Source organism: Enterobacter sp. PP-008-ECC_S150, from assembly GCF_045257065.1.
Taxonomy (GTDB): domain Bacteria; phylum Pseudomonadota; class Gammaproteobacteria; order Enterobacterales; family Enterobacteriaceae; genus Enterobacter; species Enterobacter chengduensis.
Genome location: NZ_JBJHHG010000002.1, coordinates 232,395 through 258,294 on the forward strand (window position 1 = coordinate 232,395; position 25,900 = coordinate 258,294).

Consider the following 25,900-nt stretch of genomic DNA (forward strand, 5'->3'; position numbering starts at 1 on the left):
CGTATGACATTGATTATGATTCTTCTGGCCGTCTGCGGCGGCGCGACGCTGAGCATTCAGGCTGCCATTAACGGCCAGCTCGGCAACAGCGTGGGCGTGTTTAAAAGCGCGTTTCTGACCTTTTCCGTCGGCGCGCTGGTGACCGCCCTGCTCATTTTCTTCTTTGAGCCTAAGCAGGCGGCCACGCTGCTGGACGTGCCAAAATGGCAGCTCCTCGGCGCGATGTTTGGCGTGCCCTATATCGTCATTATGGTGCTTGCCGTACAGCGTATCGGCACCGCCGTCGCCACGGTGGCGGTGATCTTCGGCCAGCTCGCCATGAGCATGCTGATTGATAACTTTGGCTGGCTGAACAACCCCGCCATTCCGTTTTCATTGAGCCGTCTGGGCGCGGTCGTTTGCCTGGGGATTGCCTTGTACTTTATTTATTCCAGCAGCAAAACCGGCAACATCCGCGACTAAGCCTGCGTCTTCCTAGTAAAGAACAGCGTCACCGTGGCGACGGTGACGCCCAGCTTCTTCAGCTCGGTTTTATTAAACAGATGCGTCTCATCCTGCAGGTACATCCAGTCGTCAAACTTCAGCAGCCACGTGCTGCCGTTGGCCTTTACGTTCATGCTGTAATGCCAGTTAAAGGCGTTACCCGCGGCCTGCCCGGTGGCAACCCCTTCAATATCTCCCGCGGTTCCCTCGTAGCGATCGTTCCCCAGTCGACGGATGTGCCAGACCCGCTGCTGCCTCTCGCCATCGTCGTAGACAAAGTGCTCATTCAGCGTCAGCGTATCGCCGATAACATCTCCGGCAATCTCAACGTGAAAGCGGCGGAGCTGTTTACCGCTGCGATCCTGCACCATGCCCCACGCTTCGGTTTTGCCCTGGAAGTAATTGAAGATATCAAGCCGTGGCTGCTGCTGTTTATACTCGGCCACCTCGGTGCTACAGCCCGCCAGCAGCATCGTGAATGCCAGCGCCATCATCAGGATACGTTTCATTTTTGGCCTCCGATTAACTGCTGACGCAGTTCAGGATATTGCGTGCGGGGACTGAGCCAGATGGCCAGAAAGCGGGTACTGAACGCTTCTGACTGGCGCGGTCCGAGCGGGATAAAGGTTTTCTGGGTCGCCGGTTCCCGGTACCAGAACTGCCCCTGCTTATCAGTGAGAACAAACGCCAGCTGCGAGCCCGGCCGGACATCTGGCCACAGCGACTCAAGCATCCGCAGCCAGGCTTCACTTTGCGGCTCCTGCGCCAGGATCCCCTGCGCCTGCCACTGGTCGCGGGTCGCTTCAACAAGCTCGCTGCGATCGATGTCGCGCGCATAGGTAATAATCAGCGCCTGATCCTGATTCTCCCGGCTGTAACGGCCGTCCGGCGTGCGCAGCTGGGAAGTGTAGACGGTGAACGGTCCCCAGGTTAGCGTGGCGTCGCCCACTTTGCGCCAGGCCAGCCAGTCGGCGGACTGCGCAGCGGGAACCACCAGCGCCAGCCAGAACAGCAGAACCGCAGCTCTCATTTTTGTCTCCCCATTAGCAGGTGGAAAAACAGCATTAGCACCAGCCAGCCCGGCGCCATCCAGCTGACGACGATAAAGGTTGGCTCCAGAAACGTGATGCCCCCCAGCCGCTCGCCAAACAGGTAGGCCACCGGCCCGCCCGCGGCCGCCAGCAGCGTCAGCAGCCAGCCGGGTAACGTGGTGGTGCGCGTCAGCTGCGTCCAGACCGTGGCGAACATCAGCCACAGCGCCACCATCCATAACGGCATTACGGACTCGCCCGTGAAGGCAATCAGGCCGGTCAAGGCCCAGACCGCGTCAAGGAGGCTGCCCGCCGCCGCAAGCCCGAGAGCGTAAAAACGGTACGTTGACGGCAAAAGCAGGCACGCCAGGATCGCCAGCGCAAACCAGATAATCAGGCCCTGTTCGCGAAAGACCACCACCAGCGCCCAGTAAAGATCGAACGCGACGGCGAGCAGGAAGACCTGAAGGTAACGTCTCATACGCGCTCGGCGGTCAGCTGCACCACGCTGATGGTGCGAGCGTTGAACCCGGCTTCGCAGTAGCCAAAGTAGTACAGCCACATCCGGCGGAACCGGTCATCGAAGCCAAGCTTTTCAATCTCCTGCCAGGCGTGGACAAAGCGCTGCCGCCAGTGGGCCAGCGTGCGGGCATAGTCGGGACCCATGTCGAAGAGGTTGCGCACCACGAAATCGGTATGGCGCGTCATCAGCTCGTTCATCGCCGTAATGCTCGGCAGGAAGCCGCCGGGAAAAATGTAGCGCTGGATGAAATCGACGCTTTTGCTGTAGTCGCGATAGCGCTGGTCCTGAATGGTAATGGCCTGAATCGCCATCCGCCCACCGGGACGCAGCCGCGCCTGGCAGGTGCGGAAGAACGTGGGCAGATAGCGTTTCCCCACGGCTTCGATCATCTCTATAGAGACCAGCTTGTCGTACTGCCCGGTGAGATCGCGATAGTCGCAGAGCAGCACCTCGACCCGATCCTGCAGCCCGGCGCGGGCGATCCGCTCGGTCGCCCAGCTGTATTGCTCCTGCGACAGCGTGGTGGTGGTGACCCGACAGCCGTAGCGACGGGCGGCGAATTCCGCCATCGCGCCCCAGCCGGTGCCGATTTCCAGCAGATGGTCAGCCGGGCCTAGCGCCAGCTGATCGCACAGACGCGCCATTTTGGCCTGCTGAGCCGCCGTGAGATCCTGCTCGTCAGCGGTAAACAGCGCGCTGGAGTAAAGCAGCTCCTCATCCAGAAAGTGGGCATAAAAGGTGTTGCCCAGGTCGTAATGGGCGGCAATATTTTCGCGCGCCTGGGCGCGGGAATTACGCCGCGTCCAGTGGCGCAGCCGCTCCAGCGGTCGCCCGAGCAGGCGAAAGCCTTTTTCCAGACGGCCAAGCACCTCGCTATTAAGGGCCAGCAGCTCCAGAAGCGGCGTGAGCTGCGCGGTTTCCCATTCGCCGTCCATCCAGGCCTCTGCCGCAGCAAGGCTACCGCCCGTTAAGACGCGCCAGTAGACGCCGGGCGTGAGGATCTGCACGTCGGCATGCAGACCGGAGGATGCCTCACCAAAATGAAAGGTCTGTGCCCCTTCACGCAGGGTGAGCGAGCCGCCGCGGATACCGCTTAACAGACGAAACAGCAGCCATCGCGCGATGCGGACGTTGCGCGGGATATCGGGTTCTAGCGCAAAGACGGGATCGGTCATGAGCGTTCACTCCTGCTGACGGGATGGTTATACAGCGGCACGCGCTTGAGCCACAGCCGCAGCGCCTGCCAGTAAATGGCAAAAACGGTTTTCAGGGTCATCAGGGGGATGCGCAGCAGCAATGCGCGCAGCGCCGGGCGCGTCAACGGCTCCCGACGCAGCGCCAGCGTGGCGTCAAAAACCTTCTCGTCCTGATGGTTTTCAATATGCATATGCAGCGTGTTATCCGGATCGTTAAAGCGCCAGTGATAAATCATGTCCATCGGGTTAAAGGGGGAAACGTGAAACGCTTTTTCCGTGGGCTGCGCATCCTGTCCGTTGACGGCATAGTAATGGCGCTCGTTCCACGGGGTGTTACGCACCTCCGCCAGCACCCAGCGCAGCGTCTCCTTCCCGTCGTAGCAGTAGTAAAAGTTGACCGGATTGAAGTGAAAGCCGAAGTAGCGCAGCTGGGTCAGAAGCATGACCCGCCCGTCCGGACGTTCGCCGGTCAGGGTCTCCAGCCTGCTCAGCGCGTTCTCCTTGAGCGGCGCGCCGAGCGGATAGTCCGCGTCATGGAACGAGGCGGCGGCAAAGCGATTGCGCCGCACCCCGACGGACGGCAGCAGCGGCAGCTCATCAAGATCCAGCCAGGCCATAAAGACGCTGTAGCTGAATTCGTGGTTTTTCGGCTGAAGGCGGCGGTGGCGCAGTACGCCCTGATAGAGGCAGCTGTTCATCTCAGTTCCCCTCCCCGGCGGCGATGGCATTGACCACGTCCAGCGCGCTGCGCACGCCGTCTTCATGAAAACCGTTGTACCAGTAGGCGCCGCAGTACCAGCTCCGCCGATGACCGTTGATCTCGCCGCGCCGCGCCTGCGCCCGCCAGCTTTGCGGGTTGAACAGCGGATGCTCATAGACAAAGCGCCGCAGAACGAAGCGCTCATCCACCGGTGCGTCCGGATTCAGGGTGACGCAGAACAGCGGACCTCCCTCTGGCAGCCCCTGCAGAATGTTCATGTTGTAAGTCACGCAGGCGCTGGCCTGGTCCTGCTCGCTCAGACGGTAGTTCCAGCTGGCCCACGCGTGCTTGCGCACCGGCAGCCAGCGCGGGTCGCTGTGTAAAACGACTTCGTTGCGCTGCCAGCCGATATCCCCTAACACCTCCCGCTCGGCGGGTGTCGGGTCGTCCAGCATCGCCAGGGCACTGCCGGAGTGGCAGGCAAATATCACCCGATCGAAGGTATGGCTACCGGTTTCAAGCTGGAGAGTGACACCGTCCTCATGGCGGGCCACACGCTGTACCGGCGCGTTGAGGTGAAGCGTCAGCCGGTTCCCCAGCTTGTCGAGCATGGCGCGGATATACTCCCGCGAGCCGCCCGGCACCACGTACCACTGCGGGCGCTGGGTAATATCCAGCAGGCCGTGGTTTTGGAAGAAACGTAAAAAGAGCGGCAGCGGGAAACGCTTCATCTCCTGCAGCGACGACGACCAGATGGCGGCCCCCATCGGCAGAATGTAGTGGCGCGCAAAAAACGGCGTGAAGGCGTGATGTTGCAAAAACGTCTCCAGCGTGGCGTTAGGGTCGACCTCCCCCTCCAGCGCCTGTTTTGCCAGACGATTGAAGCGGACGATCTCGCCGAGCAGCCGCCAGAAGGCCGGATTCACCAGGTTTCGGCGCTGGGCAAACAGCGACGTCAGCGTGTGGCCGTTGTACTCAAGCCCCGTCGCCGGATTGTGCACCGAAAAGCTCATCTGCGTTTTTTGCCCGCTGATGCCCAGCTCGCTGAGCAGCCCCATAAAGCGCGGATAGGTCCGATCGTTGTAGACGATAAACCCGGTGTCGATCGCATAGTTACCCTGCGGCGTCGATACGTCCACCGTTGCGGTATGGCCGCCCGGCGTGGATCCCGCCTCGAACAGGGTTACCTGATGGTGTCCGGCCAGCCGCCAGGCGCAGGTCAGCCCGGCGATGCCGCTGCCGATAATCGCAATATTCATGAACGCACCATCCTGCGCAGCAGCACGCGCTGAAGAAACGCGGGTAGCCCGGAGAGCAGCCGCAAAATGAAGCCAAACCCGGCGGGAAACGCGATGTGCATTTCCCCTGCCGCCAGCCCGGTACGGATCGCCCTGACCGCCGCGTCAACGCTCACCCTGCCCGGCATGGCAAAATCGTTTTTTTGCGTCAGCGGCGTATCAACAAAGCCCGGAGAGACGACCGTGACGGCAATCCCTTTTGGCTCCCAGTCCAGGCGCAGGCTCTCGGCAAACCAGCTCAGCGCCGCTTTGGACGCGCCGTAGGCCTCAGCCCGTGGGAAAGGCAGCCAGTGGGCCATCGAACTCACCAGCACCACGCGGTTGCCCGCGACCAGCTGCGGCTGAAGCGCCTCAAGACAGTTCACCGGGCCGAGGAAATTTGTCGCCATCACCCGCTCCACCAGCGCCGCATCCACCACGCCTCCATCGAGATATTCGCAGGTACCGGCGCAGAGAATAATCAGATCGGCGTAGCTGCCGGTCAGCGCCTGGCGACAGGCGTCCCTGTCTGTCATATCGAACAGGCGAACGGTGAGGTTGGGACAGGTTTGATGCAGGGCTTCCAGACGAGCCGGATCGCGCCCGCAGGCAATCACATGGTAGCCGTCAGCGGAAAAGGATTTCGCCAGCCCGGCGCCAATCCCCGAGCTAGCGCCGGTAATCAGTACCGTTTTCATGATTTGACCCTCCGCTTGACGCCGCGAACCGCCCAGCCCAGCAGAGGAAGATGTTCGTAGATCATCTCTCCCGCATCGTAATAGTCCCGCTGGCGCGTGATGAGATCGTTTTCCGTCTCCACCACCGAACAGCCCGGCAGTTCGAGCGGCTCTCCCCCGGCAATACGCGGGTGCGACCAGTGCATCACCCAGGTAACGACAAACCGACTTCCGTCGATCAGAGGCGAATCGATGGTAAAACGGCAGTGCTCGACGTTGGCCAGCAGATGGGTGAAATAGCGCTGAAGCGCGAATATTCCGTCATGCTCGCCGAACGGATCGATAAGCGTGGCATTTGAATGGTAAAGCCCGACCAGCGCGGACGGCGGCTGGCTATCCAGTGCGGCATAGTAATCAACAAACCGACTCACGACAGAGGGCAACGTGCTCATGGGTCACATCCTGGCTGTATACAACGTGGCGTAATCGCATAATTAAAACTTACACAATTACTGTTATTTGTCCAAGTTTGTAAGTGTCTATTTTTTATATTTGAAAAATATCAATAAGTTAATGTCACGAATAATGTGGCTTTTGTAGGCCGGGTAAGGCGTAGCCGCCACCCGGCATTGTTCTTTCAGTTTAACCTTAAGGCAAATCCTCCCATCCTCTTCCAGGCTTATTCTTTTAGATTCATAAGGATGCCTGACATGAGACGGTTCTTCTTCTCGCTATTTTCAAGCCCCGAATCCTTGCTCCAGGTGATGAGCCAGCAGGAAATTATTGAGGCCGTTGAAGACGGCGATCGCATCATTATCGATCAGGATGGGAACGCCTCGGTGAACTACAAAAGCAACGAGGTGCGGCAGGATTTTCTGCGCCACGTCAACACGCTGAAGAGGGCCTGATATGGGAACGGCGATATTCATGGTGCTGATGGTGTGCGGGTACTGGTACACCAGTCGCGATCTGTCGACCCGCTTTAAAATCAAGCGCTCCTTCGGCTGGGACGTCTATTTTCTGGTCGCGCTGTACGGCTGTATTTTCGTTCTGCAGGGCGTGATCGCCACGGGGCTGCTCTGGCTGCTGCTGCTCGCCCTTTCCGCCGCCAAAAACGCCTTTCACTTTGCCTCACCGAAATACACCGACTGGCAAATCGACTTTATGAACTGGAGTTTTTTAGGCATCCAGGCGCCGGTGGTCGTGATGCTGGCATTTGCCATTCTGTTTTGCCTTTACCGCTCTAACTGGGCAGGCAGCGCCAGGCTGGACGGCGAAAGCCGGAAAAAGCTCTACCAGCGTCTTGCCCAGTCGAGCGGTATTGAACAACTGCTGTACCAGTGCATGGAGCAAGGCGAGCTGGCGCAGGTGACGCTCCGGTCGAGACGGATTTACGTCGGCATGATCCACACCGCGACGCTGGAATATGAAAAAACCGCCAATATCGTGCTGATCCCGATGTTGAGCGGGTACCGAGACGCGAAGACGATGAACCTGCGCATCGAAAATAATTATAGCAAGTGGTACGCGGAGCATGACATCACGCTCGACTCAGAACCCCGAAGCGCCATGTCGTTCCGCAAGGTGATTTTGCTCAGTCAGATTGAGAGCATCTCGCTGTTCGATCCCGCCAGCGCCAGCGCGCTGTCGCTGGCTCAGCGGGACGAGAAAGAGCGTTGATGCTGAAGCCGGGTGGCGCTGCGCTTACCCGGCCTACGATTCTGAGCCGTTTGGAGGCCCGTGCAGGCGCAGCGTCGATGGGCAAAACTCATTATCTGTGCGTTGTCAGCAATCTGATACCCGTTTTTAATGGGCTTATTACTGCATCTGTATCCATTCCCATTTGTGCATGGATAATGGCGCCGTCAACCAACAACATGATTTGATCAACGATCTGCTCATCAGCTATGCCCGTCAGCAGCGCAATGATTTTCCTGGTGTCGGATTTATGATCGCGGCATATCTCTTTTATTTCGCTTTCAATCTCTTCGGATTTGGCTTCTGCGCTGGCATTAATAAACGCGCAGCCGTGGAACTCTGGTGAAATAAACCATTCATTAAGCGTGGCAGATAACGCGTCAGACGATATCAGACCCGAATCCAGATTGCGGCGCAATGAGGCTTCAAACCAGCTCATCCATATTTCATGCCGATAGCGCAAATAGGCAAGGATAAGCTCGCTTTTACTCGGAAAGTGGCGATAAAACGTCACCTTGGTCACTTTCGCCTCTTTAATCAGCGTATCCACGCCCGTGGCTTTAAAGCCCGTGGAATAAAACAGATCGTGCGCCGTGGTTAATATTTTATCCCTGGCGCTGTTTATTTTCTCGTTGCTTGCGGGTTCGGTTTTCATTTTTTTGGCAGCCTCAAAAAGAGTGTTGACAGCGTTATTTTTCAGGCATAGATTAGCGCAAGTAGACAGACCTGTCTACATAAATCACACTGAGGTAATCGCCATGAACACACGTCCTCCCTTACCGCCCTTTACCCGTGAAAGCGCCATCGAAAAAGTGAGACTGGCAGAAGATGGCTGGAACAGCCGCGACCCGGCCAACGTCGCGCTGGCCTACACGCTGGATACCCAATGGCGCAACCGCGCAGAGTTCGCCACCAACCGTGAACAGGCCCAGGCGTTTCTGGAGCGGAAATGGAAAAAAGAGCTGGACTATCGTCTGATTAAAGAGCTCTGGGCATTTACGGATAACCGGATCGCGGTGCGCTACGCCTATGAATGGCATGATGATTCCGGCAACTGGTTCCGCTCTTACGGCAACGAAAACTGGGAGTTTGAGCCGGACGGGTTGATGAAGCGACGCTTTGCCTGCGTAAACGATATGCCGATAAAAGAATCCGAGCGCCTGTTCCACTGGCCGCTGGGCAGACGCCCGGACGATCACCCTTCGCTGAGCGATCTTGGCTTATAGGATTTGCGCATCACTCCGGGCCACCCCGGAGTGATGAATTTACAGGGCGCCCAGCTGTTTCATCAGCGTCAGGTTGTCCTCAATGTGCCAGTTAGCCGCAATCTTACCTTCAGCGACTTCATAAATATCGGTGGCGATAAAATCTATTTTCTGCCCCTGTCCTTTCAGCTTGCCAAATGTCCCGGTGAAAGTGCCGTGAAAATGTAAATGCGAAACCACACGATCGCCTGAAATAATCATTTGCTCAACGTCACAACGCAAATCAGGAACGGCTGTACGAAACGTCCGGGAAGCTAAAATAGCGCCCTCGGGACCTTGCCTACGACCTTCCGGAGGCGTTTTATCAATAAAGTTTACTGCCAGGGCATCACGTGCCAGGGACTCATTGCCCGTATTCCAGAACGAGGCATACTCTCTGGCAACGGCTTCATTCGCCTGTAATTGCGCCTGCGGCAGAGTTTTATCGACAATAAGCTGCTGCGGTTTCACCCACGCCTCCTGCGCAGAATAAGCGGTTGCCGACAGCCCCATAAAAATAAGCGGCATTAAGGCAAAACGAAAATAGGTCGAAGAGTTCATCATTTTTCTCTCAATCATTTATCAGAATAACGGCAAGGTGGGATAATCGGTATACCCCGTGGCATTGCCCCCAAACAGCGTGGCGGGTCGCGCACCTGGGCCAGAGGCAGCTGGTGGGGGAAATCCGGTTTGGATGAAATCACTTTACAGGCGGCATCTGATTTTGATAATTACGCTAAAAGCAGATGCACTTTTCGGAAAAGATGAATAATGGGTAAACTCGAAGACATGGCGTTGCTGGTTGAAGTGGCCGAGGCCGGAGGTCTTTCCGCCGCCGGCCGACGCCTGTCGCTTTCCCCTGCCACCATGACGGCCAGGCTAAAAGCGATGGAGGAGCGTTACCAGACGCGCCTGTTTCACCGCTCAACGCGGTCCATCACGCTAACCCGCGCCGGGGAAGAGTTTTACCATGCCGCGCTGCGCGTGCTGGAAGAGGTGCATCACGCCGAGTCGCTATTAACGCAAAAAGAAGGCGTGCTCAGCGGCAACATTCGCCTTTCAGCGCCCTCGGACTTTGGCAGACAGTATCTCAGCCCCGCTGTCGTTGAATTTTCCCGCCGCCATCCTGAGGTTAAATTTTTCATCTCGCTAAGAGAACACGTTGAGGACCTGGTCGCTAACCGGCTGGATATGAGCGTGCGTTTCGGCAACCTGCCGGACAGCAGCCTCGTCGTCAGAAATATCCGCCCGAACCATCGGGTGCTGGTTGCCTCCGCGGAGTATCTTAACGAACGCGGTATCCCCTCCACGTTTGCAGATTTAGCCCGACACCGGTGCCTGGCGCTTGAGTCTCAGGGCGTGGTGATGAACGAATGGCGCTGTGAAAAAGAGGGAGAGGAAAGCGTCGTTCGGATAGAGCCCGCCATGGTGTGCGACGACGGGGCATTGCTTCGTCAGTGGGCGCTCAGCGGCGCGGGCATCGCGGGGAAATCGTGGTGGGACGTAAAAGAGGACGTTGAGGCCGGAAGGCTCACGGTGCTGTTTGCTGACAGCTTCACCGGCTTTAGCCGCTACGATCGCAAAGATGTCGGGCTGCAGTTTGTTTATCCGCAGCGCAGGCTGCAGCCGCTCCAGGTCACAGCGTTTAGCCAGTTTTTTCTCGACTGGCTTAAAAAACATTAACAAAAGAAACGGTGATACACTTACTCCACCTGGCAGATTGTCCCCTCCTCACGACGCGGGATAAATCAAACGTGACCAATGCACAATATGGTCACTCGTTGTCAACCCCAGCCCGTCACGCTAAGCTTACATAATGACTAAAACTATGAATGCACCATCAATACGTGGTCCACTTGACCACTCTGTCAGAGAGCAAATCGTCGAAGCGGCTTTTGAGCACTTCGGTCACTACGGCTATGAAAAAACCACCGTCGCCGAGCTGGCTAAATCCATCGGTTTTTCAAAGTCCTACATTTATAAGTTTTTTGACTCCAAGCAGGCTATCGGCGAGGTGATCTGCGCTAACCGCCTGGAGTTGATTATGTCTGCGGTGCTGTCGGCCATCGAGGGTGCGCCCTCAGCAAGCGAAAAATTACGTCGTCTTTTCAAAGCGCTTACCGAGGCGGGAAGCGAGCTGTTTTTCCGCGACCGTAAGCTGTACGACATTGCCGCCGTCGCCGCCCGCGAGCAGTGGCCTTCAACAGAACGCTATGCTGAAAGCCTGATGAAGCTGATTGAGAGCATCATTATCGAAGGCAGGCAGGCCGGGGAGTTTGAAAGAAAAACCCCGCTCGACGAGGTCACTCAGGCTATCCACATGGTGATGTGTCCTTTTATCAATCCCAACCAGCTGCAGTACAACCTCGAAATGGCCCCCACCGCGGCGGTGCTCCTCTCCTCACTGATTTTGAGAAGCCTGGCCCCCTGATTTGTGACCATTGACATTTTTGGTCACTAGTCAGAGAATGCGGATACCGTCCTGTTACGTCAAAAAGGTTTCCCATGCTCAGGCTCACTTCAGCCCACGTTGCCGTTTGTCTTCTGCCGTTTGCCCTGGCGGCATGCGGCGATATTTCCGCGAGTGACGATCCGCGCACAAAGCCACCGCTGGTCCGCTCCGCCTCCGTCGCGCTCGCGAACACAACCGCCCGCACCTTCACGGGCGTGGTGGTCGCCAGAACGCAAAGCGATTTGGGTTTCAGAGTTCAGGGTAAAATCCTTGAACGACTGGTTGATACGGGACAGACCGTCAAACAGGGTCAGCCCTTACTGCGCCTCGATCCCGTTGACCTGAAGTTACAGGCGCAGGCACAGCAGCGCGCGGTGGATGCGGCCCAGGCGCGGGCGAGAAAAGCGACCAGCGACGAGGCGCGCTATCGCGGCCTTGTGGTGTCCGGCGCCGTGTCTGCCTCGGAGTATGATCAGATCAAAGCCGCGGCGGATACGGCCAGGGCCGATCTCAGCGCCGCCCGGGCACAGTCCAGCGTGGCGCAAAATGCCACGGGCTATGCCGTACTGCTGGCGGATGCGGACGGCGTGGTGATGGAGACGCTCGCCGAACCGGGTCAGGTCGTCAGCGCCGGACAGGTCGTCATCAGGCTTGCCCGGGCGGGACAGCGTGAAGCGCTCGTGCAGCTCCCTGAAACGCTGCGCCCTGCCGTCGGCAGCGAAGCGCAGGCCACGCTGTATGGCAATGAAAAACACCCGGTTACCGCAACGCTGCGCCTGCTGTCCGACTCGGCGGATGCCGCGACCCGCACCTATGAAGCCCGCTACGTGCTGGATGGCCTGCTGGCGAACGCGCCGCTGGGGGCAACCGTCACGCTGAACATTCAGGACAATAAAGCGGAAGGCCAGGTCATGCAGGTTCCGCTGGCGTCTCTTTATGATGCCGGAAAAGGTCCCGGCGTCTGGCGCATTTCCGCCCAGCCGGCCAGGGTCGCGTGGACGCCGGTCACGGTGCTGAGCGTGGGTGACGATGCGGTGCAGGTCACGGGCGGCGTGAAGCCCGGGGAGAAGATTGTGGCGTTAGGCGCACATCTGCTGCACGAGGGTGAGGTCGTCAGGCTTGCAGAACAACGCAATGCCGCCCCGGCGGAGAACGCGCCATGAGCGGAAACCGCTTCAACCTGTCGGCGCTGGCCGTTCGCGAACGTTCTATCACGCTGTTTCTGATTGTTCTGGTTACCATCGCCGGAATCTACGCCTTCTTCGGGCTCGGGCGCGCGGAAGATCCGCCCTTCACGGTAAAGCAGATGACGGTGATAACCGTCTGGCCGGGCGCGACCGCGCAGGAGATCCAGGATCAGGTCGCCGAACCGCTGGAAAAGCGCCTGCAGGAACTTAAATGGTATGACCGTACCGAAACCTATACCCGTCCCGGCATGGCGTTTATCACGCTGTCACTGCAGGACAAAACCCCGCCTGGAGAGGTGCAGGAGGAGTTCTATCAGGCGCGTAAAAAGCTTGGAGATGAATCTCGACGCCTTCCGGCAGGCGTCATCGGCCCGATGATCAATGACGAATTCGCGGATGTCACCTTTGCCCTCTTTGCCCTGAAAGCGAAAGGCGAACCGCAGCGGCAGCTGGTACGCGATGCCGAAGGCCTGCGTCAGCAGCTTCTGCACGTTCCCGGCGTGAAGAAAGTGAACATTATCGGCGAGCAGGCCGAGCGGATTTATATCGCCTTCTCCCATGACCGCCTGGCGACGATAGGACTCTCGCCGCAGGATATTTTTAACGCCCTTAACAGCCAGAACGCGTTAACCGCGGCGGGCTCCATTGAGACGCGTGGCGCACAGATTTTTATCCGCATGGACGGCGCGTTCGATGAACTACAGAAAATCCGCGATACGCCTTTTGTCGCGCAGGGCAAAACAATCAGGCTGTCCGATGTGGCAACGGTGGAACGCGGCTACGAAGATCCTCCGACGATGCTGATACGCAATCAGCATGAACCCGCCCTTCTGCTGGGCATCGTGATGCGCGAAGGATGGAACGGCCTGGCGCTGGGGAAAGCGCTGGATGCGGAAGCGGCAAAAATTAATGATAGCCTGCCGCTTGGCATGTCCCTGACCAAAGTCACCGACCAGTCCGTGAACATCCGTTCGTCGGTCGATGAATTCATGATCAAATTCTTCGTCGCCCTGCTGGTGGTCATGGTGGTTTGTTTTCTCAGCATGGGCTGGCGCGTTGGGGTGGTCGTTGCAGCGGCGGTACCGCTGACGCTGGCGGTCGTATTCGTGGTGATGGAAGCCGCGGGAATTAACTTTGACCGCGTGACGCTGGGCTCCCTGATCCTCGCCCTCGGCCTGCTGGTTGACGATGCCATTATCGCTATCGAAATGATGGTGGTTAAAATGGAGGAAGGTTACGACAGAATTAAAGCCTCGGCCTTCGCCTGGAGCCATACCGCCGCGCCGATGCTGGCCGGTACGCTGGTGACGGCCATTGGCTTTATGCCGAATGGTTTTGCCCTGTCGACCGCCGGGGAGTACACCAGCAATATGTTCTGGATCGTCGGTCTCGCCCTCATTGCATCATGGTTTGTCGCGGTGGTGTTCACGCCATATCTTGGGGTGAAGATCCTGCCGGCTATACCCAAAGTCGAAGGGGGTCATGCTGCCCTCTACAACACGCCTCGCTATAACCGTTTTCGCCAGCTGCTTGCCCGCGTTATCGCCGGAAAATGGCGGGTGGCCGGGTCGGTGGTCGCCATTTTCATTCTGGCCGTGCTCGGCATGGGGCTGGTTAAAAAACAGTTCTTCCCGACTTCCGACCGCCCGGAAGTGCTGGTCGAGGTGCAGATGCCCTACGGCACCTCAATTGAGCAAACCAGCGCCGCCACGGCAAAAATAGAGGCGTGGCTGGGCCAGCAGCCTGAAGCCAAAATCGTCACTGCCTACATAGGTCAGGGTTCGCCCCGCTTTTATCTGGCGATGGCGCCTGAACTGCCCGACCCGTCTTTTGCGAAAATCGTGATCCTGACTGACAGCGAGACGTCACGCGAGGCGCTTAAGCGCCGGCTGAGAGAGGCCGTCGCCAACGGCCTTGCGCCCGAAGCGCGCGTGCGGGTGACGCAGCTGGTGTTTGGCCCTTACTCGCCCTTCCCGGTTGCCTGGCGCGTGACGGGGCCGGATGTCGAACAGGTGCACGACATCGCTGACAAGGTGAAAGCCATACTCCAGGCAAGTCCGATGATGAGAACCGTCAACACCGACTGGGGTTCACGCGTTCCCGTCCTGCATTTCACCCTCGATCAAAACCGCCTGCAGGCGACCGGCCTAACCTCCAGCGCCGTTGCCCAGCAGCTTCAGTTCCTGCTGTCAGGCGTGACCGTCACTTCCGTGCGGGAAGATATTCGCTCGGTAGACGTCGTTGCGCGCGCGGCGGGTGAGATCCGTCTTGACCCGGCCAAAATCGAGGGCTTTACCCTGGTCGGCAGTGCAGGACAGCGCGTGCCGCTGTCTCAGATTGGCAAGATTGAAGTCGGTATGGAAGATCCGATCCTGCGCCGTCGCGATCGCACCCCGACCATTACCGTGCGGGGCGATATCGCAGACAATCTTCAGCCACCGGACGTGTCGGTCGCCATCATGAAGCAGCTCCAGCCGATAGTTGATACGCTCCCGGCCGGGTACCGTATTGACATGGCGGGTTCGATTGAGGAGTCGGGCAAAGCCACGCAGGCAATGATTCCGCTGTTCCCGATCATGATTGCCCTGACGCTGCTGATCATCATTTTGCAGGTGCGCTCAATCTCGGCGATGGTGATGGTGTTCTTAACCGCGCCGCTGGGGCTGATTGGCGTGGTGCCGATGCTGTTGATTTTCAACCAGCCGTTTGGCATCAACGCGCTGGTCGGTTTGATCGCCCTTTCCGGCATTCTTATGCGCAACACGCTGATCCTGATCGGTCAAATCGCTCATAACCAGCGGGAGGGTCTCGATCCGTTTCAGGCGGTGGTGGAAGCGACGGTCCAGCGCGCACGCCCGGTGTTACTGACCGCCATGGCCGCCGTGCTGGCATTCATTCCGCTGACGCATTCGGTGTTCTGGGGCACGCTGGCTTACACGCTGATCGGCGGAACGCTGGGAGGAACGCTCATTACGCTTATTTTCCTGCCCGCAATGTATGCCATCTGGTTCCGGATCCGCCCTGCGGAACTGCGCGTGCAGCGCCCTGCAGAAAACGTGTAAACTACCATCAGTAAATAACAGAATTGAGGAAAGCATGGTTGTTAAGCGCTTAAGAAAAGAGGACCGCCGGGTGCAGCTGCTGGAGGTGGCGCGCGGAATCGTTCGTCAGCAAGGCACCGAGGCGCTGACGCTTGGCTATCTTGCCGAACGGGCTAACGTGACCAAGCCTATCCCCTACGATCACTTTGGCGATCGTGAGGGGTTACTGATGGCGCTGTACCAGGACTATAGCGATCGGCAGCTGGCGAAATTCCGCGAGACGCTGGCGGTGGACAGCAAAACGCTGGAGAAGACGATCCGCTTTATCAGCGCCGCCTATATCGACTGCGTGATTACCGCCGGGCCGGAAACCGGGCCGATTGCGGCGGCGCTGTCCGGTTCCCATGCGCTGCAGACGTTTCGTGAGGCATGCGTGGCCGAATGTGCCGACTGCCTGCGCACCGCGCTTTCTCCCTTCGTCGTGCTGAAAGGCGTTCAGGGAGAAGCGGTGCTGACGGCCATCATTGGTGCGGCGGACGCCCTCAGTACCGCCGCGGGTAACGGCGTGCTCGCCCGGAATGTGGCGGAAGATACGCTCAGCGGCGCCATGATTGGCGTGCTGGAGACCTACGTAAATAGCACAAAATGATCGGCAGGGGCGGATTGACAGCTAAGTTACCAATAGTAATATAGGTGTCAATTCCCATCCCTTCGAGGTCGCTATGTCTGCTACAAATACCATTAATAACGCACTGATCGTGACGGCTCACCCTGTCGACAATTCATTATCCCATTCGCTGGCCGCCCGCATTGCCGGGAAGCTGCGTGAACAGGGTACGCAGGTGGAGATAGCCAATCTGCATGCTGAAGGGTTTAATCCGGCCATGTCCCGCGCCGATCTTGATTTGTATCACGGCGATCCGAGCGCCCTTCCCGACGATATTCTGCGCGAGCAGCAGCGCGTCGAGCGGGCGGATATGCTGGTATTTGTCTTCCCCATTTACTGGTGGTCGGTCCCCGCGCTGCTGAAAGGCTGGTTCGATCGCGTGTTAACCCTGAACTGGGCGTATAAGGTGGCCGACGACGGCCGAATTGTGGGCAACTTACGTGACGTTCCCGTCCGCCTGATTGCCACCGCCGGAACCGATACCGGCGGATTCGACAAACACGGCTATTCAACGGCGATTCAGACGCAGATTATTGAAGGGGTATTTGGCTTCTGCGGGCTGAAGAACGTTAAGCTCGACATTCTTTTCCAGGCAGACACGACGACGTCTGCCCAGGTAGAGGATTTCCTGCAGGAGCTTGAGAGCTCAATCAGAGGGTAAAACCACCGTCACCCACTTGCGCCCGGGCGTACCATTTCATCAGCTCCGCGGTGCCGGGCGCGTTTTCAGCCGGTGACCACGGGGCGGTGTCCTGCTCAGCCACGGGCTGGTAGCCGCCGTGTTTGACCTCAAAAATGACGCCGCCTTTATCCAGCGACAGCACGGCATGCCAGGTGCCTGCGTCCATCTCCAGCACCTTGCACTCTTCACCCAACACCACGCGCCGGGTCACGGTACCGCGCTCATCAAAATTCAGCACCAGAAAGCGGCCGCTCAGCGCGGTCAGCAGTTCAAACGTGTGCGGGTGGCGATGGGGACGAACGTAGGTGCCGGGCTCCATCGCGATGGCCAGCCGCTGCACCGGGTCGCTCAGCTCAGGATGTAAATTGCGATGCGCGCGTAAGCGAGGAGAATTTGCGGCCTGCTCGCTCTGTTGCTGCAGGTCACTGAACGTAATTTGTTTCATATACACCTTTATAAATGAGGTCAGCAGACGGCAACCCAGTTGCCGCAGAACGTTATACCATTCAGGACGTCCAATGAGCTATGGCATTTGTGAAACAAAACGCGAGCGTGAGGATGTGCGTGATTGCACTCCAAAGCCCAACATTGAGTAAAACTCACTTTGATTCCCACTATTTATCGTTTTTCAAAAGAGCCCCTCTGAAATACCATCCATTCATCCCTGGGATAGAAAAAATAAATAATACCAAGCCTGTATGGAGCACCTATGACACTCGATGTTTTATTCCCTGTAATGAATATTATCTCGCCTCATAAATTTAGCGCCCATGCAAATGTGCATGAGTTGATAGCGTTACCTTCAACAGAAAAGAAATATACCCTACGCATAAAATCATTCATCATGCTGGATATTCCGTCCGGAATATCCAGCATTTAGATTATAAAAAATGTTTCTTATCTTTATCGAGACAAACAATATCCAGAGAGGGAAAAACCGGCGTATGGAGGTCAAGCCAGGCCATCAGGCGTTCGATATTCTCTCTTCTGAGCGAATTTTTCGGCCAGACAAGATAGTAGCCATCCCCGGTTGCGATAGCTTCCCTGAAAGGCAGTGCGAGAAGCCCACGCTCAAGCGCTTCAAGCGTAAGACGAAGATCGGCCATAGCAACACCATGTCTGTTCATGGCGGCACGGCTTCCCTGTTCCAGGGTCTGGGGGCTTTGAGGCGCAGAAGGTGATTTTCACTTTTGAATGCGCGACAGGCCCACTCGATGCTGGTGAAACTTTCGCTCAAATGTCCGGCCAGAACGCGCCCGGCATCGCTGATCTCGACTCTCGGCCCCTGACGTTTAAAGAGCTCACAGTCGAACCACATTTCAAGCGTCCGGACATGCCTGCTGACCGCGCCAGGCGTAATATTCAGTGCTTCAGCCGCTTTGCTGAAGGAGTTCAGCCGCGCGGCAACTTCAAAAGCGCGTAGCGCGTACAGTGGCGGTAAAGACATACATTTCCTTTCGGTGAGGGTTAATCATGCACTTTATTATCGACACGCTGTAGCGGGTTACCCGGTTCCTCGGACGGGAACGTGAGCAGCATTTCCCTCAGCAGAGACTCAAGCTGGCCGCGCTGCGCGTCAGACAAGCTGCTCAGCAGCGCATTTTGCGTTTCCGTATGCACGAAAAGCGCCCGTTCAATACGTTCCAGGCCCTGCGGCGTCAGGCTCACGAGCGTGCTGCGCTTGTCATCCGGGTCGGCAATTCGCCTGATAAGCCCTTGCTGTTCAAGATGGTTGACCCGGTTCGTCATCGCCCCTGAGGTAATCAGCAGCGATTTATACAGCTGCGTGGGAGAAAGGCAGTACGGCTCCCCGGCGCGACGCAGGGTGGCGAGCACGTCAAACTCGCCCTCGCGAAAGCCAAACTGCGCCATGACCTGCGCATGCGTTTTTCCCAGATGCTTCATCAGCCTGAGCAGTCGGCCAAAAATTTTCATCGACGAGGCGTCAAGCTCCGGCATGGCGCTGCGCCACTGGTCGACGACGAAGTCTACATGGTCTTTCATTTTCCTCCCGAGAGGCGTGGGTATTTATCCTGTTGTGCGGTACATCTTACGCAAAAACACATTTTATCTTAACGTTAAGATAAATGCTCGTGACGATTTGCACGGGCCCTTCACAACCTAAAAGGATTTCACCTTGAAACGCACGCCACCTGTACTCTTCGCCATTATCGCGTTTATCGTCGGGCTGAACCTGCGCCCTATTCTGGCTTCTGTCGGACCGTTGTTTCCCGTGCTGCAGCGCGAGGCGGGGCTAACGGCTACGCAGTTTAGCCTGCTGACCACCCTGCCCGTGGCGATGATGGGACTGGCCGCCCTGTGTGGCCCCCGGCTTTTAGCCGGAGTCGGCGCCATCCGCGGCATTATGCTCGGGCTATTCATCCTGCTTGTGGCCTGTTTCCTGCGCGGCTTTAGCGCCTCACCGGAGAGCCTTATGGGCACCGCGCTGCTGGGCGGAGCCAGCATAGGCATGATCCAGGCGTTAATGCCCGCCCTGATAAAAAAGGAGTATACGCAAACGGCCAGCACGATAATGTCGCTATTCAGCACGGGCATTATGGCCGGAGCGGCAGTTGCCGCCGCGAGCGCCGAGCCGTTGTTTTCATGGCTCACGCTGAAGCCCGCGCTGGCAGTAGCTGGGCTGTTAGCGCTGCTGGCGCTGATACTGTGGTTAACCCTGGTTAAGCATCCACAAGAAGAACAAGCCGCACGCGAAACCGTGACGCTCTCTTCCTCCCGCACCGGGCTGCTGTTGCTCTTTTTCGGCATAGGAACAGGAGCCTACACGCTGGTACTGGCCTGGCTGCCCCCGCTCTATATTCAGGCAGGCTGGTCTGCTCGCAGCAGCGGCTACATGCTGGCCTGGCTGACGTTAACCGAGGTTGCCGCCGGGTTTGCCGTCTCCGCGCTGATTGGTAAATTTCCCGACCGTCGAGTGCCGCTGCTCGCTGTGCTTTCGCTGCTGCTGGCAGGATTACTGTGTCTGGTCTTTTCGCCGGGCACGACGCCGGTATTGTCCACGCTGCTGCTTGGCATCGGTATTGGCGCCCTCTTTCCGCTGTCGCTTATCGTCACGTTCGATCACGCCCGCACGCCCGCTGAGGCCGGAAAACTTCTCGCCAGAGTACAGGGAGGTGGCTATACGATTGCCGCGCTGATGCCGCTAATTGCGGGGATCGTTCGTGACAGTTCGCTTTCGTTAACCAGCGCCTGGCTGGTGATGAGCGCGGGCGTGGTGCTGCTGATGGTCATCGCGCTGAGATTTAAACCCGTCGAGAACGTGCACGTGCGGTGAAAGTGGTACCTCATTTGAGAGTCTAACTATACTTCTGAAGTTTCAGCCAGTTAAGGAGGGGGATATGTCGCAGTCGTTACCGGGAATTGATGTCTTGTTTGTCGCCGGCTTTGGGCCTATTTCAGGGGATACGGATCCCAGCACCGCGTTTTATGTCCAGACGCTTGGTCTTCCGCTGAAGCCGATGGAGGGCAATACCGATTACCTGCTCGTTGAAGAGGGCCAGCTAAAAGGCGTTAAGCATTTTGCCGTCTGGCCACTCTCTCAGGCGGCAGCCTCCTGTTTTGGCGAAACGCAATGGCCTGCTGAGCACCCGATACCGCAGGGATGGATTGAATATGAGGTACAGGACCTGGATTCAGCTACCCGCATTCTGCGTGAAAAAGGCTATCACCTGCTGGTGGCCAACCGGACCGAGCCGTGGGGCCAAACCGTCACCCGCCTGCTCAGCCCGGAGGGCCTGTTGACCGGACTGACGATCACGCCATGGCTACGGGGATAAAGGGAAGTTGTCTGCAGTGTGTTTCCAAGGTGAATAACGGCGATTTATCCACAGCTGACCGTATTTGATATCGAGTCAGTAATCATTTAAATATTCAATATGGCCTCCCTCAGGTGGCCCAAAGTTAAATATCAACCCTTATGTTAAATTATAAAAAATTACCAAATCTGGCAGTTGATACCTATTTTTATGAATTTTAAAATTCTCCTGCAACGCATTTATTAATTTGTTTTAGGGAAATAAAAATGACAAGAAATATTGTTGCGGGAATGATGATGGCCGCGTTTTCAGGGGCGGTATATGCAGGACCAGCACAGGTCATATCGGATTTTTCACCGGAAAGTTTATCGGTTTCAGCCTCTGCCGGGGTGCTGAGCGGAAAATCCCACGAAATGGTTTACGACGAAGTCACAGGAAGAAAAATTAGCCAGCTGGACTGGAAAATAAAAAATGTCGCTATTCTCAAAGGCGATATTTCCTGGGATGCGTACTCATTTTTGACCCTGAACGCCCGCGGCTGGACGTCCCTTGCATCAGGCTCAGGTCATATGGATGACTATGACTGGATGGATGAGAAACAGTCCTCCTGGACAGACCATTCAAGCCATCCTGCGACGAACGTTAATTATGCCAATGAATACGATCTCAACGTAAAAGGCTGGATCTTCCAGAGCGATAACTACAAAGCGGGTGTCACCGCAGGTTATCAGGAAACCCGCTTTAGCTGGACGGCAACCGGCGGCTCTTACAATTATGAGAACGGTGCCTACCAGGGCAGCTTCCCGGCGGGCGAACGCGGTATTGGTTACAGTCAGCGTTTCTCCATGCCGTATATAGGCCTTGCAGGACAGTACCGTTTTAATGATTTTGAGTTTAATGCCCTGTTTAAATTCAGTGACTGGGTTCGTGCGCATGATAACGACGAGCACTACATGCGCGATCTCACCTTCCGCGAGAAAGTATCGGATTCCCGCTATTATGGCGCATCCGTGGATGCCGGATATTATGTGACGCCGCACGCCAGGGTTTTTGCTGAATTTACCTATAGCAGTTACGAAGAAGGTAAAGGCGGAACGCAGATTATTGATACCCGTACCGGGCAGTCCGGCTCTATTGACGGGGATGCTGCGGGTATCTCTAACCACAACTATACCGTTACAGCGGGTTTGCAATATCGCTTCTGATTCAGAGGAAGCCCCGCCCTCAACGTTCTAACCGTGTTTTGCCGGGTGGCGCTGCGCTTACCCGGCCTACATTTCGCAACGATATCAATTTGCAGGTTCGAGTAGATCAATAATAACCAGAGTGCCAACGCTACCGGTTTCCACCGTATGGGGAACGCCCGCTTTGGCGATATAAAGCTCGCCCGCGCTTACAGAAATATTTTTACCGTTAACGCTCAGTTCCAGGCGTCCGTCAATGACCAGTAACCCCTCGTCATACTCATGCACCTCTTCAGCGACCGATCGCTCATCCATTCGTAAAATTTTGAGATTTGCCTCCCCAATGTTGCCTAATACGCGGGAGCGCCAGGCCTCATTTAATGCATTTGCTTCAGTCTTTAGATCGTAAAGCGACATAAGGTTGTTCCCTTTCACACTCGGAGGGTGCATTTATGCCATATAAAATCTCTTTCGCTATATAACAAATAGGGGAAAACAAGTCGAAAAAAAGACTAAAGAAAGACCCTCTGGTCTGCTTAAAACGAAGAGGCTTTGCTTTCCAGAGCCGTACGAATCGCCGCGTCCATTTTCTCGGGCCTGGTCATCGGTGCAAAACGCTTTAGGGGGTTACCGTCGCGGCCAATCAGGAACTTGGTAAAATTCCACTTAATCCGCCCGCCCAGCACGCCGGGCAATGCGTTTTTCAGATAATGAAACAGCGGATGCGCTGCCGCGCCGTTTACCTCTACTTTCTCGAACATCGGGAAACTGACGCCGTAGTTAATGTAACAGGTCTTCGAGATTTCATCGGCGCCGCCGGGTTCCTGTTTGCCAAACTGATTGCAGGGGAAGCCCAGCACCACTAATCCTTGCGCGGCATATTTTTTGTACAGCGCCTCAAGACCCGCATACTGGGGCGTAAAGCCGCACTGGCTGGCCGTATTCACGACCAAAACCACCTTACCCGCATAGTCGGCCATTGAGATCGGGCGGCCATCAAGGCGGGTGGCTGTAAATTGGTAAAAGCGCGTCATCTATGGGGTCCCTGTTCTGCTAAATCGAAAAGCGAATGCTCTCTACACCGCCGACTTCGGCCGTAAATTTTCATCAAACGTCAGCCGCTTGCGGTCAGGCTCAGCCTCGCGCAGCGGCTCGACCTGATGCATGGTCAGCTTACAGCGCTCCACCAGCACCTGATACTCCCGCGTGCCCTGCTGCTTCCAGGCTCGCTCCTGCTCGCTCAGCTCGCGGATCGCTTTGGCCGGGCTGCCGATAATCAAATGGTTGGCGGGCATCTCCGCTTTCGCCTTCACGAACGCCGCCGCGCCGACGATGCTGTTTTCACCAATCACCGCGCCGTCCATCACCACCGCGTTCATGCCCACCAGCGCGTTGCGGCGGATAATGCAGCCGTGGAGAATGGCGCTGTGGCCGATGTGCCCGTCCTCTTCCACCACCGTATCCTGCTCCGGGAACCCGTGCATGACGCAGTTATCCTGAATGTTGGCGCCGTCTTTCACCACGATGCGGCCAAAATCGCCGCGCAGGCTGGCGTTAGGGCCGACATAAACGCCTTTGCCCAGAATCACGTCGCCAATCAGCACCGCCGTTGGGTGAACGTAGCTCTCGTCCGGCACCACCGGCGTCAGGCCGTCAATTTGATAAACAGGCATCTTCCCCCCTTATGCGCTCGTAAGACCGCCAAAGCGTTGATAGTAGAGCGTGCCGGGCGCGGGCAGTTCGCCCACGGAGGTTTCGCCCTTCTCGCTGACGAACGCCAGCGCCCCCGGCGCGACACGCTGATAGATGTTAATGCAAAGCTGTCGGGCGCTTTGTCCCGCCCAGTGCGCGGGCAGCAATTCCTCCGGCAGCAGCGGGTCCTTCAGCACCACGCGACGATAAAAGTGAATCAGCAGCAGCTGGATCTGGAAGCAGCGTTCCGGCGTCAGCTCCTCCGGCGCGGCCTCTTTCAGCAGCGGCAGCAGCGGCCGGAACGAGCTGATAAACGACTCGTACATCGCGTTTTGCTCGGTCAGCTGCCAGCACTCTTCCACCCTTGAGCGCAGCGCGGCGCGGGAGAGCGCCAGCGGCGAGTGGGCTTCAAAAAAAATCACGTTTTCCGCCACGCCGGCATCGTGAAGCAGGGACTGCACGTCAGCCAGATGCTGCGACGGCGAGGCCATCAGGCTCGGCGCCAGCGTGCCAAACCCCTGCCAGATCAGCTGCTTTTTGACGTCGGCAAGGGTGGTTTTGTCCAGCCCCTCGGAGAGCAGCAGCAGCCATTTGCCGTCCCAGGCGGGCAGTTCGGCGCGGTAGATCTTATTTTCCGCGCGACGGGTCAGGCGCAGCCCTTTGTCGCTCAGGCGGTAATAGCTGCGGCGCCCGATGCGCGAGACGTCCAGCCAGCCCTCTTTGTTGAGGCGAAACAGCGCGGTGCGCACGAAGCGCTCGCCAAACCCCATGCCTTCCAGCAGGGCGGCGAGGCTGCCGAGCCAGATCTCACCGCCGCGATGGGAAAGCGCGTCACCGTACAGCGAGGAGATAAGCGACGTACCGCTAACGGGAACCGAGCTGACCGCGTGCTGGATAAAGGCGTCGAGTTTATTCATGTGATTCATTCTGCTGTGTTTTTTGGTCTGGATGAATCATAGCATATTCCCCTCACCCTGACCCTCTCCCCAAAGGGGAGAGGGGAAAAGGCCACACCGAGCAGTCCCTTCGCCCTTTGTGAGAGGTAGTTGATTTAACCGTTAGCCGCAACTTTACGCAAATCAAATACCCGGCAGGCTTTGCCCTCCGAGCGCGGGATGCTGCCGCAGTTGACAATCATCACGTCCGTGGAAATCCCGACCATCGACTTAATGCGGTGGCGCAGCTGGTGGCATACCTGACAACGCTGCTCGTGCGTCAGCGTCAGGCTGCTCTCTTTCAGCTCCACCTTCACGGAAAGCGAATCAAGATGTCCGCGACGGTTCACCTCCAGCTGGTAGTGCGGAGAAAGGTGTTCAAACTTCACAATCTCCTCTTCCAGCTGCGACGGGAAGACGTTAACGCCGCGGATGATCAGCATATCGTCGCTGCGGCCGCTGATCCGGTCCATGCGGCGCATGGTGCGGGCGGTGCCCGGCAGGAGGCGCGTCAGGTCGCGGGTGCGGTAGCGGATCACCGGCAGCGCCTCTTTGGTCAGCGTGGTGAATAGCAGTTCGCCCTGCTCGCCATCGTTTAGCGGCGTGCCGTCGTTCGGGTTGACGATCTCCGGGTAGAAGTGGTCTTCCCAGATGGTCGGGCCGTCGGCGGTTTCAATGCACTCCATCGCCACGCCCGGTCCCATCACCTCGGAGAGGCCATAAATGTCCAGCGCCGTAATGCCTAAGCGTTTTTCAATTTCGCGGCGCATGGCCTGCGTCCACGGCTCGGCGCCGAATACGCCCACGCGCAGGGAGCAGGTGCTGGCATCGCCGCCCATCTGACGCTCCAGCTCCTCAATCAGGTTGAGGCAGTAGGAGGGCGTCACCATGATCATGTCCGGCTGAAAATCGCGGATCAGCTGCGCCTGTTTCTCGGTCTGGCCGCCGGACATCGGGATCACCGTGGCGCCTAAGCGCTCGGCGCCGTAGTGCGCCCCCAGCCCGCCGGTAAACAGGCCGTAGCCATACGCCACGTGAATTTTATCCTTCGCGCTGCCGCCCGCGGCGCGCAGGGAGCGGGCCACCAGGTTGGCCCAGTTGTCGATGTCGCCCTGCGTGTAGCCGACAACCGTCGGTTTGCCGGTGGTGCCGGAGGACGCGTGAATGCGCACCACCTGCTCCATCGGCACGGCGAAGGTATCGAACGGATAGTTATCCCGCAGGTCCTGCTTGGTGGTGCACGGGAACTTACGGATATCCGCCAGCTCGTTGAAGTCATCAGGGTGAACGCCCGCGGCGTCGAACTTGCGTTTGTACATCGGCACGTTGCTGTAGGCGTGATGCAGCGTCCATTTCAGACGCGCGGTCTGTAGCGCCTGCAATTCGTCAAGAGAGGCCGTTTCAATCGGATCAAGCTTTGTTGTATTTGTCATTGTAGGGTACTCACATTGTTTT

Annotated in this window: 31 protein-coding genes and 1 pseudogene; 14 read left to right on the forward strand and 18 right to left on the reverse strand. The window is 57.4% G+C overall.

All coding sequences use genetic code 11. The annotated features are described in order from the left end of the window. Positions 1-3: 3 nt before the first annotated feature. Positions 4-462: a DMT family transporter gene (locus ACJBF3_RS03705; RefSeq protein WP_045328991.1), complete on the forward strand. Its 459-nt coding sequence runs from the start codon at positions 4-6 to the stop codon at positions 460-462. On the opposite strand, the gene ACJBF3_RS03710 is transcribed toward ACJBF3_RS03705, so the two are convergent. The 8 genes from ACJBF3_RS03710 to ACJBF3_RS03745 are packed head-to-tail and all read right to left on the reverse strand — an operon-like array spanning position 459 to position 6,339. Beyond that, complete coding sequence (locus ACJBF3_RS03710) at positions 459-992, reverse strand: DUF3833 domain-containing protein (RefSeq protein ID WP_045328992.1); 534 nt, start codon at positions 990-992, stop codon at positions 459-461. The two genes, ACJBF3_RS03705 and ACJBF3_RS03710, sit on opposite strands and share 4 nt — an antisense overlap. Further along, complete coding sequence (locus tag ACJBF3_RS03715; RefSeq protein ID WP_045328993.1) at positions 989-1,513, reverse strand: hypothetical protein; 525 nt, start codon at positions 1,511-1,513, stop codon at positions 989-991. The genes ACJBF3_RS03710 and ACJBF3_RS03715 overlap by 4 nt, the downstream gene beginning before the upstream one ends. Continuing rightward, positions 1,510-1,995 (reverse strand): DUF2878 domain-containing protein, encoded by a 486-nt coding sequence (locus tag ACJBF3_RS03720; RefSeq protein ID WP_045328994.1) that lies wholly within the window; start codon positions 1,993-1,995, stop codon positions 1,510-1,512. The genes ACJBF3_RS03715 and ACJBF3_RS03720 overlap by 4 nt, the downstream gene beginning before the upstream one ends. Next, complete coding sequence (locus ACJBF3_RS03725) at positions 1,992-3,212, reverse strand: cyclopropane-fatty-acyl-phospholipid synthase family protein (RefSeq protein WP_045328995.1); 1,221 nt, start codon at positions 3,210-3,212, stop codon at positions 1,992-1,994. Before ACJBF3_RS03725 ends, ACJBF3_RS03720 begins: the two co-directional genes overlap by 4 nt. Next, positions 3,209-3,931: a DUF1365 domain-containing protein gene (locus ACJBF3_RS03730; RefSeq protein ID WP_045328996.1), complete on the reverse strand. Its 723-nt coding sequence runs from the start codon at positions 3,929-3,931 to the stop codon at positions 3,209-3,211. The genes ACJBF3_RS03725 and ACJBF3_RS03730 overlap by 4 nt, the downstream gene beginning before the upstream one ends. 1 nt (position 3,932) lies before the next feature. Next, positions 3,933-5,192: an NAD(P)/FAD-dependent oxidoreductase gene (locus ACJBF3_RS03735; protein WP_045328997.1), complete on the reverse strand. Its 1,260-nt coding sequence runs from the start codon at positions 5,190-5,192 to the stop codon at positions 3,933-3,935. Then, positions 5,189-5,908 (reverse strand): SDR family NAD(P)-dependent oxidoreductase, encoded by a 720-nt coding sequence (locus ACJBF3_RS03740; RefSeq protein ID WP_045328998.1) that lies wholly within the window; start codon positions 5,906-5,908, stop codon positions 5,189-5,191. Before ACJBF3_RS03740 ends, ACJBF3_RS03735 begins: the two co-directional genes overlap by 4 nt. Beyond that, positions 5,905-6,339 (reverse strand): nuclear transport factor 2 family protein, encoded by a 435-nt coding sequence (locus ACJBF3_RS03745; RefSeq protein WP_045328999.1) that lies wholly within the window; start codon positions 6,337-6,339, stop codon positions 5,905-5,907. The genes ACJBF3_RS03740 and ACJBF3_RS03745 overlap by 4 nt, the downstream gene beginning before the upstream one ends. Positions 6,340-6,597: 258 nt before the next feature. Here ACJBF3_RS03745 and ACJBF3_RS03750 point away from each other — a divergent pair, with 258 nt between their 5' ends. Both ACJBF3_RS03750 and ACJBF3_RS03755 read left to right on the forward strand, forming a co-directional pair. Further along, positions 6,598-6,795, forward strand: a complete 198-nt coding sequence (locus tag ACJBF3_RS03750) for a hypothetical protein (protein ID WP_045329000.1) — start codon at positions 6,598-6,600, stop codon at positions 6,793-6,795. Position 6,796: 1 nt separating this feature from the next. Further along, positions 6,797-7,567: a hypothetical protein gene (locus ACJBF3_RS03755; RefSeq protein ID WP_045329001.1), complete on the forward strand. Its 771-nt coding sequence runs from the start codon at positions 6,797-6,799 to the stop codon at positions 7,565-7,567. Between the two features lie 91 nt (positions 7,568-7,658). Here the strand turns inward: ACJBF3_RS03755 and ACJBF3_RS03760 are convergent, their stop codons facing one another. After that, positions 7,659-8,240 carry a TetR/AcrR family transcriptional regulator gene (locus ACJBF3_RS03760; RefSeq protein ID WP_045329002.1) on the reverse strand — a complete coding sequence of 194 codons (582 nt, stop codon included), beginning with the start codon at positions 8,238-8,240 and terminating at the stop codon, positions 7,659-7,661. 103 nt (positions 8,241-8,343) lie between these two features. Between ACJBF3_RS03760 and ACJBF3_RS03765 the strand changes: the two genes are divergently transcribed. Beyond that, positions 8,344-8,811 (forward strand): nuclear transport factor 2 family protein, encoded by a 468-nt coding sequence (locus ACJBF3_RS03765; RefSeq protein ID WP_045329003.1) that lies wholly within the window; start codon positions 8,344-8,346, stop codon positions 8,809-8,811. A gap of 39 nt (positions 8,812-8,850) precedes the next feature. Here ACJBF3_RS03765 and ACJBF3_RS03770 read toward each other — a convergent pair whose 3' ends face one another. Further along, complete coding sequence (locus ACJBF3_RS03770) at positions 8,851-9,390, reverse strand: ester cyclase (protein ID WP_045329127.1); 540 nt, start codon at positions 9,388-9,390, stop codon at positions 8,851-8,853. A gap of 210 nt (positions 9,391-9,600) precedes the next feature. Between ACJBF3_RS03770 and ACJBF3_RS03775 the strand changes: the two genes are divergently transcribed. The 6 genes from ACJBF3_RS03775 to ACJBF3_RS03800 all read left to right on the forward strand — a co-directional run bounded on the left by ACJBF3_RS03775 (position 9,601) and on the right by ACJBF3_RS03800 (position 16,837). After that, positions 9,601-10,512 carry a LysR family transcriptional regulator gene (locus ACJBF3_RS03775; RefSeq protein ID WP_045329004.1) on the forward strand — a complete coding sequence of 304 codons (912 nt, stop codon included), beginning with the start codon at positions 9,601-9,603 and terminating at the stop codon, positions 10,510-10,512. 133 nt (positions 10,513-10,645) lie between these two features. Beyond that, complete coding sequence (locus tag ACJBF3_RS03780; RefSeq protein ID WP_045329005.1) at positions 10,646-11,260, forward strand: TetR/AcrR family transcriptional regulator; 615 nt, start codon at positions 10,646-10,648, stop codon at positions 11,258-11,260. Positions 11,261-11,334: 74 nt separating this feature from the next. After that, on the forward strand, positions 11,335-12,444 hold the full coding sequence (locus tag ACJBF3_RS03785) for an efflux RND transporter periplasmic adaptor subunit (protein ID WP_045329006.1): 1,110 nt from the start codon (positions 11,335-11,337) through the stop codon (positions 12,442-12,444). Beyond that, entirely contained in the window at positions 12,441-15,530 is a 3,090-nt protein-coding gene (locus ACJBF3_RS03790) for an efflux RND transporter permease subunit (RefSeq protein ID WP_045329007.1), read from the forward strand. Before ACJBF3_RS03785 ends, ACJBF3_RS03790 begins: the two co-directional genes overlap by 4 nt. A gap of 34 nt (positions 15,531-15,564) precedes the next feature. Further along, positions 15,565-16,158 carry a TetR/AcrR family transcriptional regulator gene (locus ACJBF3_RS03795; RefSeq protein WP_045329008.1) on the forward strand — a complete coding sequence of 198 codons (594 nt, stop codon included), beginning with the start codon at positions 15,565-15,567 and terminating at the stop codon, positions 16,156-16,158. A gap of 73 nt (positions 16,159-16,231) precedes the next feature. Beyond that, positions 16,232-16,837, forward strand: a complete 606-nt coding sequence (locus ACJBF3_RS03800; RefSeq protein WP_045329009.1) for an NAD(P)H-dependent oxidoreductase — start codon at positions 16,232-16,234, stop codon at positions 16,835-16,837. Here ACJBF3_RS03800 and ACJBF3_RS03805 read toward each other — a convergent pair. Continuing rightward, a complete protein-coding gene (locus tag ACJBF3_RS03805) occupies positions 16,827-17,303 on the reverse strand; it encodes a WbuC family cupin fold metalloprotein (RefSeq protein ID WP_045329010.1) in 477 nt (158 codons plus the stop codon). The two genes, ACJBF3_RS03800 and ACJBF3_RS03805, sit on opposite strands and share 11 nt — an antisense overlap. Before the next feature lie 264 nt (positions 17,304-17,567). Here ACJBF3_RS03805 and ACJBF3_RS03810 point away from each other — a divergent pair, with 264 nt between their 5' ends. After that, positions 17,568-17,738, forward strand: coding sequence for a hypothetical protein (locus ACJBF3_RS03810; RefSeq protein WP_158409379.1), 171 nt, complete (start codon positions 17,568-17,570; stop codon positions 17,736-17,738). Between the two features lies 1 nt (position 17,739). Here the strand turns inward: ACJBF3_RS03810 and ACJBF3_RS03815 are convergent. Next, positions 17,740-18,305, reverse strand: a pseudogene (locus ACJBF3_RS03815) (LysR family transcriptional regulator). A gap of 20 nt (positions 18,306-18,325) precedes the next feature. Then, entirely contained in the window at positions 18,326-18,862 is a 537-nt protein-coding gene (locus ACJBF3_RS03820) for a MarR family winged helix-turn-helix transcriptional regulator (RefSeq protein ID WP_045329011.1), read from the reverse strand. 133 nt (positions 18,863-18,995) lie between these two features. On the opposite strand from ACJBF3_RS03820, the gene ACJBF3_RS03825 reads away from it, so the two are divergent. From ACJBF3_RS03825 to ACJBF3_RS03835, 3 genes are all read left to right on the forward strand, one after another. After that, a complete protein-coding gene (locus tag ACJBF3_RS03825) occupies positions 18,996-20,153 on the forward strand; it encodes an MFS transporter (protein ID WP_045329012.1) in 1,158 nt (385 codons plus the stop codon). A 64-nt stretch (positions 20,154-20,217) separates the two neighbouring features. After that, a complete protein-coding gene (locus tag ACJBF3_RS03830; protein WP_045329013.1) occupies positions 20,218-20,655 on the forward strand; it encodes a VOC family protein in 438 nt (145 codons plus the stop codon). A gap of 245 nt (positions 20,656-20,900) precedes the next feature. After that, positions 20,901-21,839 (forward strand): omptin family outer membrane protease, encoded by a 939-nt coding sequence (locus ACJBF3_RS03835; protein WP_045329014.1) that lies wholly within the window; start codon positions 20,901-20,903, stop codon positions 21,837-21,839. Between the two features lie 84 nt (positions 21,840-21,923). On the opposite strand, the gene ACJBF3_RS03840 is transcribed toward ACJBF3_RS03835, so the two are convergent. The 5 genes from ACJBF3_RS03840 to paaK all read right to left on the reverse strand — a co-directional run bounded on the left by ACJBF3_RS03840 (position 21,924) and on the right by paaK (position 25,878). Next, entirely contained in the window at positions 21,924-22,235 is a 312-nt protein-coding gene (locus ACJBF3_RS03840; protein WP_045329015.1) for a cupin domain-containing protein, read from the reverse strand. Positions 22,236-22,354: 119 nt separating this feature from the next. Next, the gene (locus ACJBF3_RS03845) at positions 22,355-22,852 is read right to left on the reverse strand and encodes a glutathione peroxidase (RefSeq protein WP_045329016.1); all 498 of its coding nucleotides are present in this window, start codon (positions 22,850-22,852) and stop codon (positions 22,355-22,357) included. Positions 22,853-22,894: 42 nt separating this feature from the next. Further along, on the reverse strand, positions 22,895-23,491 hold the full coding sequence (gene paaY / locus ACJBF3_RS03850) for a phenylacetic acid degradation protein PaaY (RefSeq protein WP_045329017.1): 597 nt from the start codon (positions 23,489-23,491) through the stop codon (positions 22,895-22,897). A gap of 9 nt (positions 23,492-23,500) precedes the next feature. Then, positions 23,501-24,436 (reverse strand): phenylacetic acid degradation operon negative regulatory protein PaaX, encoded by a 936-nt coding sequence (gene paaX / locus ACJBF3_RS03855; RefSeq protein WP_045329018.1) that lies wholly within the window; start codon positions 24,434-24,436, stop codon positions 23,501-23,503. A gap of 125 nt (positions 24,437-24,561) precedes the next feature. After that, the gene (gene paaK / locus ACJBF3_RS03860) at positions 24,562-25,878 is read right to left on the reverse strand and encodes a phenylacetate--CoA ligase PaaK (protein ID WP_045329019.1); all 1,317 of its coding nucleotides are present in this window, start codon (positions 25,876-25,878) and stop codon (positions 24,562-24,564) included. Positions 25,879-25,900 lie beyond the last annotated feature (22 nt).

Excerpts from the sequence above, each read along its gene's own strand:
- ACJBF3_RS03750 (WP_045329000.1), top strand. The coding sequence starts at position 6,598 with ATGAGACGGTTCTTCTTCTCGCTATTTTCAAGCCCCGAATCCTTGCTC.
- paaY (WP_045329017.1), bottom strand. The coding sequence starts at position 23,491 with ATGCCTGTTTATCAAATTGACGGCCTGACGCCGGTGGTGCCGGACGAG.
- ACJBF3_RS03805 (WP_045329010.1), bottom strand. The coding sequence starts at position 17,303 with ATGAAACAAATTACGTTCAGTGACCTGCAGCAACAGAGCGAGCAGGCC.
- ACJBF3_RS03735 (WP_045328997.1), bottom strand. The coding sequence starts at position 5,192 with ATGAATATTGCGATTATCGGCAGCGGCATCGCCGGGCTGACCTGCGCC.
- ACJBF3_RS03770 (WP_045329127.1), bottom strand. The coding sequence starts at position 9,390 with ATGAACTCTTCGACCTATTTTCGTTTTGCCTTAATGCCGCTTATTTTT.
- ACJBF3_RS03710 (WP_045328992.1), bottom strand. The coding sequence starts at position 992 with ATGAAACGTATCCTGATGATGGCGCTGGCATTCACGATGCTGCTGGCG.
- ACJBF3_RS03830 (WP_045329013.1), top strand. The coding sequence starts at position 20,218 with ATGTCGCAGTCGTTACCGGGAATTGATGTCTTGTTTGTCGCCGGCTTT.
- ACJBF3_RS03790 (WP_045329007.1), top strand. The coding sequence starts at position 12,441 with ATGAGCGGAAACCGCTTCAACCTGTCGGCGCTGGCCGTTCGCGAACGT.
- paaX (WP_045329018.1), bottom strand. The coding sequence starts at position 24,436 with ATGAATCACATGAATAAACTCGACGCCTTTATCCAGCACGCGGTCAGC.
- ACJBF3_RS03845 (WP_045329016.1), bottom strand. The coding sequence starts at position 22,852 with ATGACGCGCTTTTACCAATTTACAGCCACCCGCCTTGATGGCCGCCCG.
- ACJBF3_RS03810 (WP_158409379.1), top strand. The coding sequence starts at position 17,568 with ATGACACTCGATGTTTTATTCCCTGTAATGAATATTATCTCGCCTCAT.
- ACJBF3_RS03765 (WP_045329003.1), top strand. The coding sequence starts at position 8,344 with ATGAACACACGTCCTCCCTTACCGCCCTTTACCCGTGAAAGCGCCATC.
- ACJBF3_RS03740 (WP_045328998.1), bottom strand. The coding sequence starts at position 5,908 with ATGAAAACGGTACTGATTACCGGCGCTAGCTCGGGGATTGGCGCCGGG.
- ACJBF3_RS03730 (WP_045328996.1), bottom strand. The coding sequence starts at position 3,931 with ATGAACAGCTGCCTCTATCAGGGCGTACTGCGCCACCGCCGCCTTCAG.
- ACJBF3_RS03835 (WP_045329014.1), top strand. The coding sequence starts at position 20,901 with ATGACAAGAAATATTGTTGCGGGAATGATGATGGCCGCGTTTTCAGGG.
- ACJBF3_RS03705 (WP_045328991.1), top strand. The coding sequence starts at position 4 with ATGACATTGATTATGATTCTTCTGGCCGTCTGCGGCGGCGCGACGCTG.
- ACJBF3_RS03755 (WP_045329001.1), top strand. The coding sequence starts at position 6,797 with ATGGGAACGGCGATATTCATGGTGCTGATGGTGTGCGGGTACTGGTAC.
- ACJBF3_RS03775 (WP_045329004.1), top strand. The coding sequence starts at position 9,601 with ATGGGTAAACTCGAAGACATGGCGTTGCTGGTTGAAGTGGCCGAGGCC.
- ACJBF3_RS03795 (WP_045329008.1), top strand. The coding sequence starts at position 15,565 with ATGGTTGTTAAGCGCTTAAGAAAAGAGGACCGCCGGGTGCAGCTGCTG.
- ACJBF3_RS03840 (WP_045329015.1), bottom strand. The coding sequence starts at position 22,235 with ATGTCGCTTTACGATCTAAAGACTGAAGCAAATGCATTAAATGAGGCC.
- ACJBF3_RS03760 (WP_045329002.1), bottom strand. The coding sequence starts at position 8,240 with ATGAAAACCGAACCCGCAAGCAACGAGAAAATAAACAGCGCCAGGGAT.
- ACJBF3_RS03720 (WP_045328994.1), bottom strand. The coding sequence starts at position 1,995 with ATGAGACGTTACCTTCAGGTCTTCCTGCTCGCCGTCGCGTTCGATCTT.
- ACJBF3_RS03725 (WP_045328995.1), bottom strand. The coding sequence starts at position 3,212 with ATGACCGATCCCGTCTTTGCGCTAGAACCCGATATCCCGCGCAACGTC.
- ACJBF3_RS03780 (WP_045329005.1), top strand. The coding sequence starts at position 10,646 with ATGACTAAAACTATGAATGCACCATCAATACGTGGTCCACTTGACCAC.
- paaK (WP_045329019.1), bottom strand. The coding sequence starts at position 25,878 with ATGACAAATACAACAAAGCTTGATCCGATTGAAACGGCCTCTCTTGAC.
- ACJBF3_RS03820 (WP_045329011.1), bottom strand. The coding sequence starts at position 18,862 with ATGAAAGACCATGTAGACTTCGTCGTCGACCAGTGGCGCAGCGCCATG.
- ACJBF3_RS03745 (WP_045328999.1), bottom strand. The coding sequence starts at position 6,339 with ATGAGCACGTTGCCCTCTGTCGTGAGTCGGTTTGTTGATTACTATGCC.
- ACJBF3_RS03785 (WP_045329006.1), top strand. The coding sequence starts at position 11,335 with ATGCTCAGGCTCACTTCAGCCCACGTTGCCGTTTGTCTTCTGCCGTTT.
- ACJBF3_RS03715 (WP_045328993.1), bottom strand. The coding sequence starts at position 1,513 with ATGAGAGCTGCGGTTCTGCTGTTCTGGCTGGCGCTGGTGGTTCCCGCT.
- ACJBF3_RS03800 (WP_045329009.1), top strand. The coding sequence starts at position 16,232 with ATGTCTGCTACAAATACCATTAATAACGCACTGATCGTGACGGCTCAC.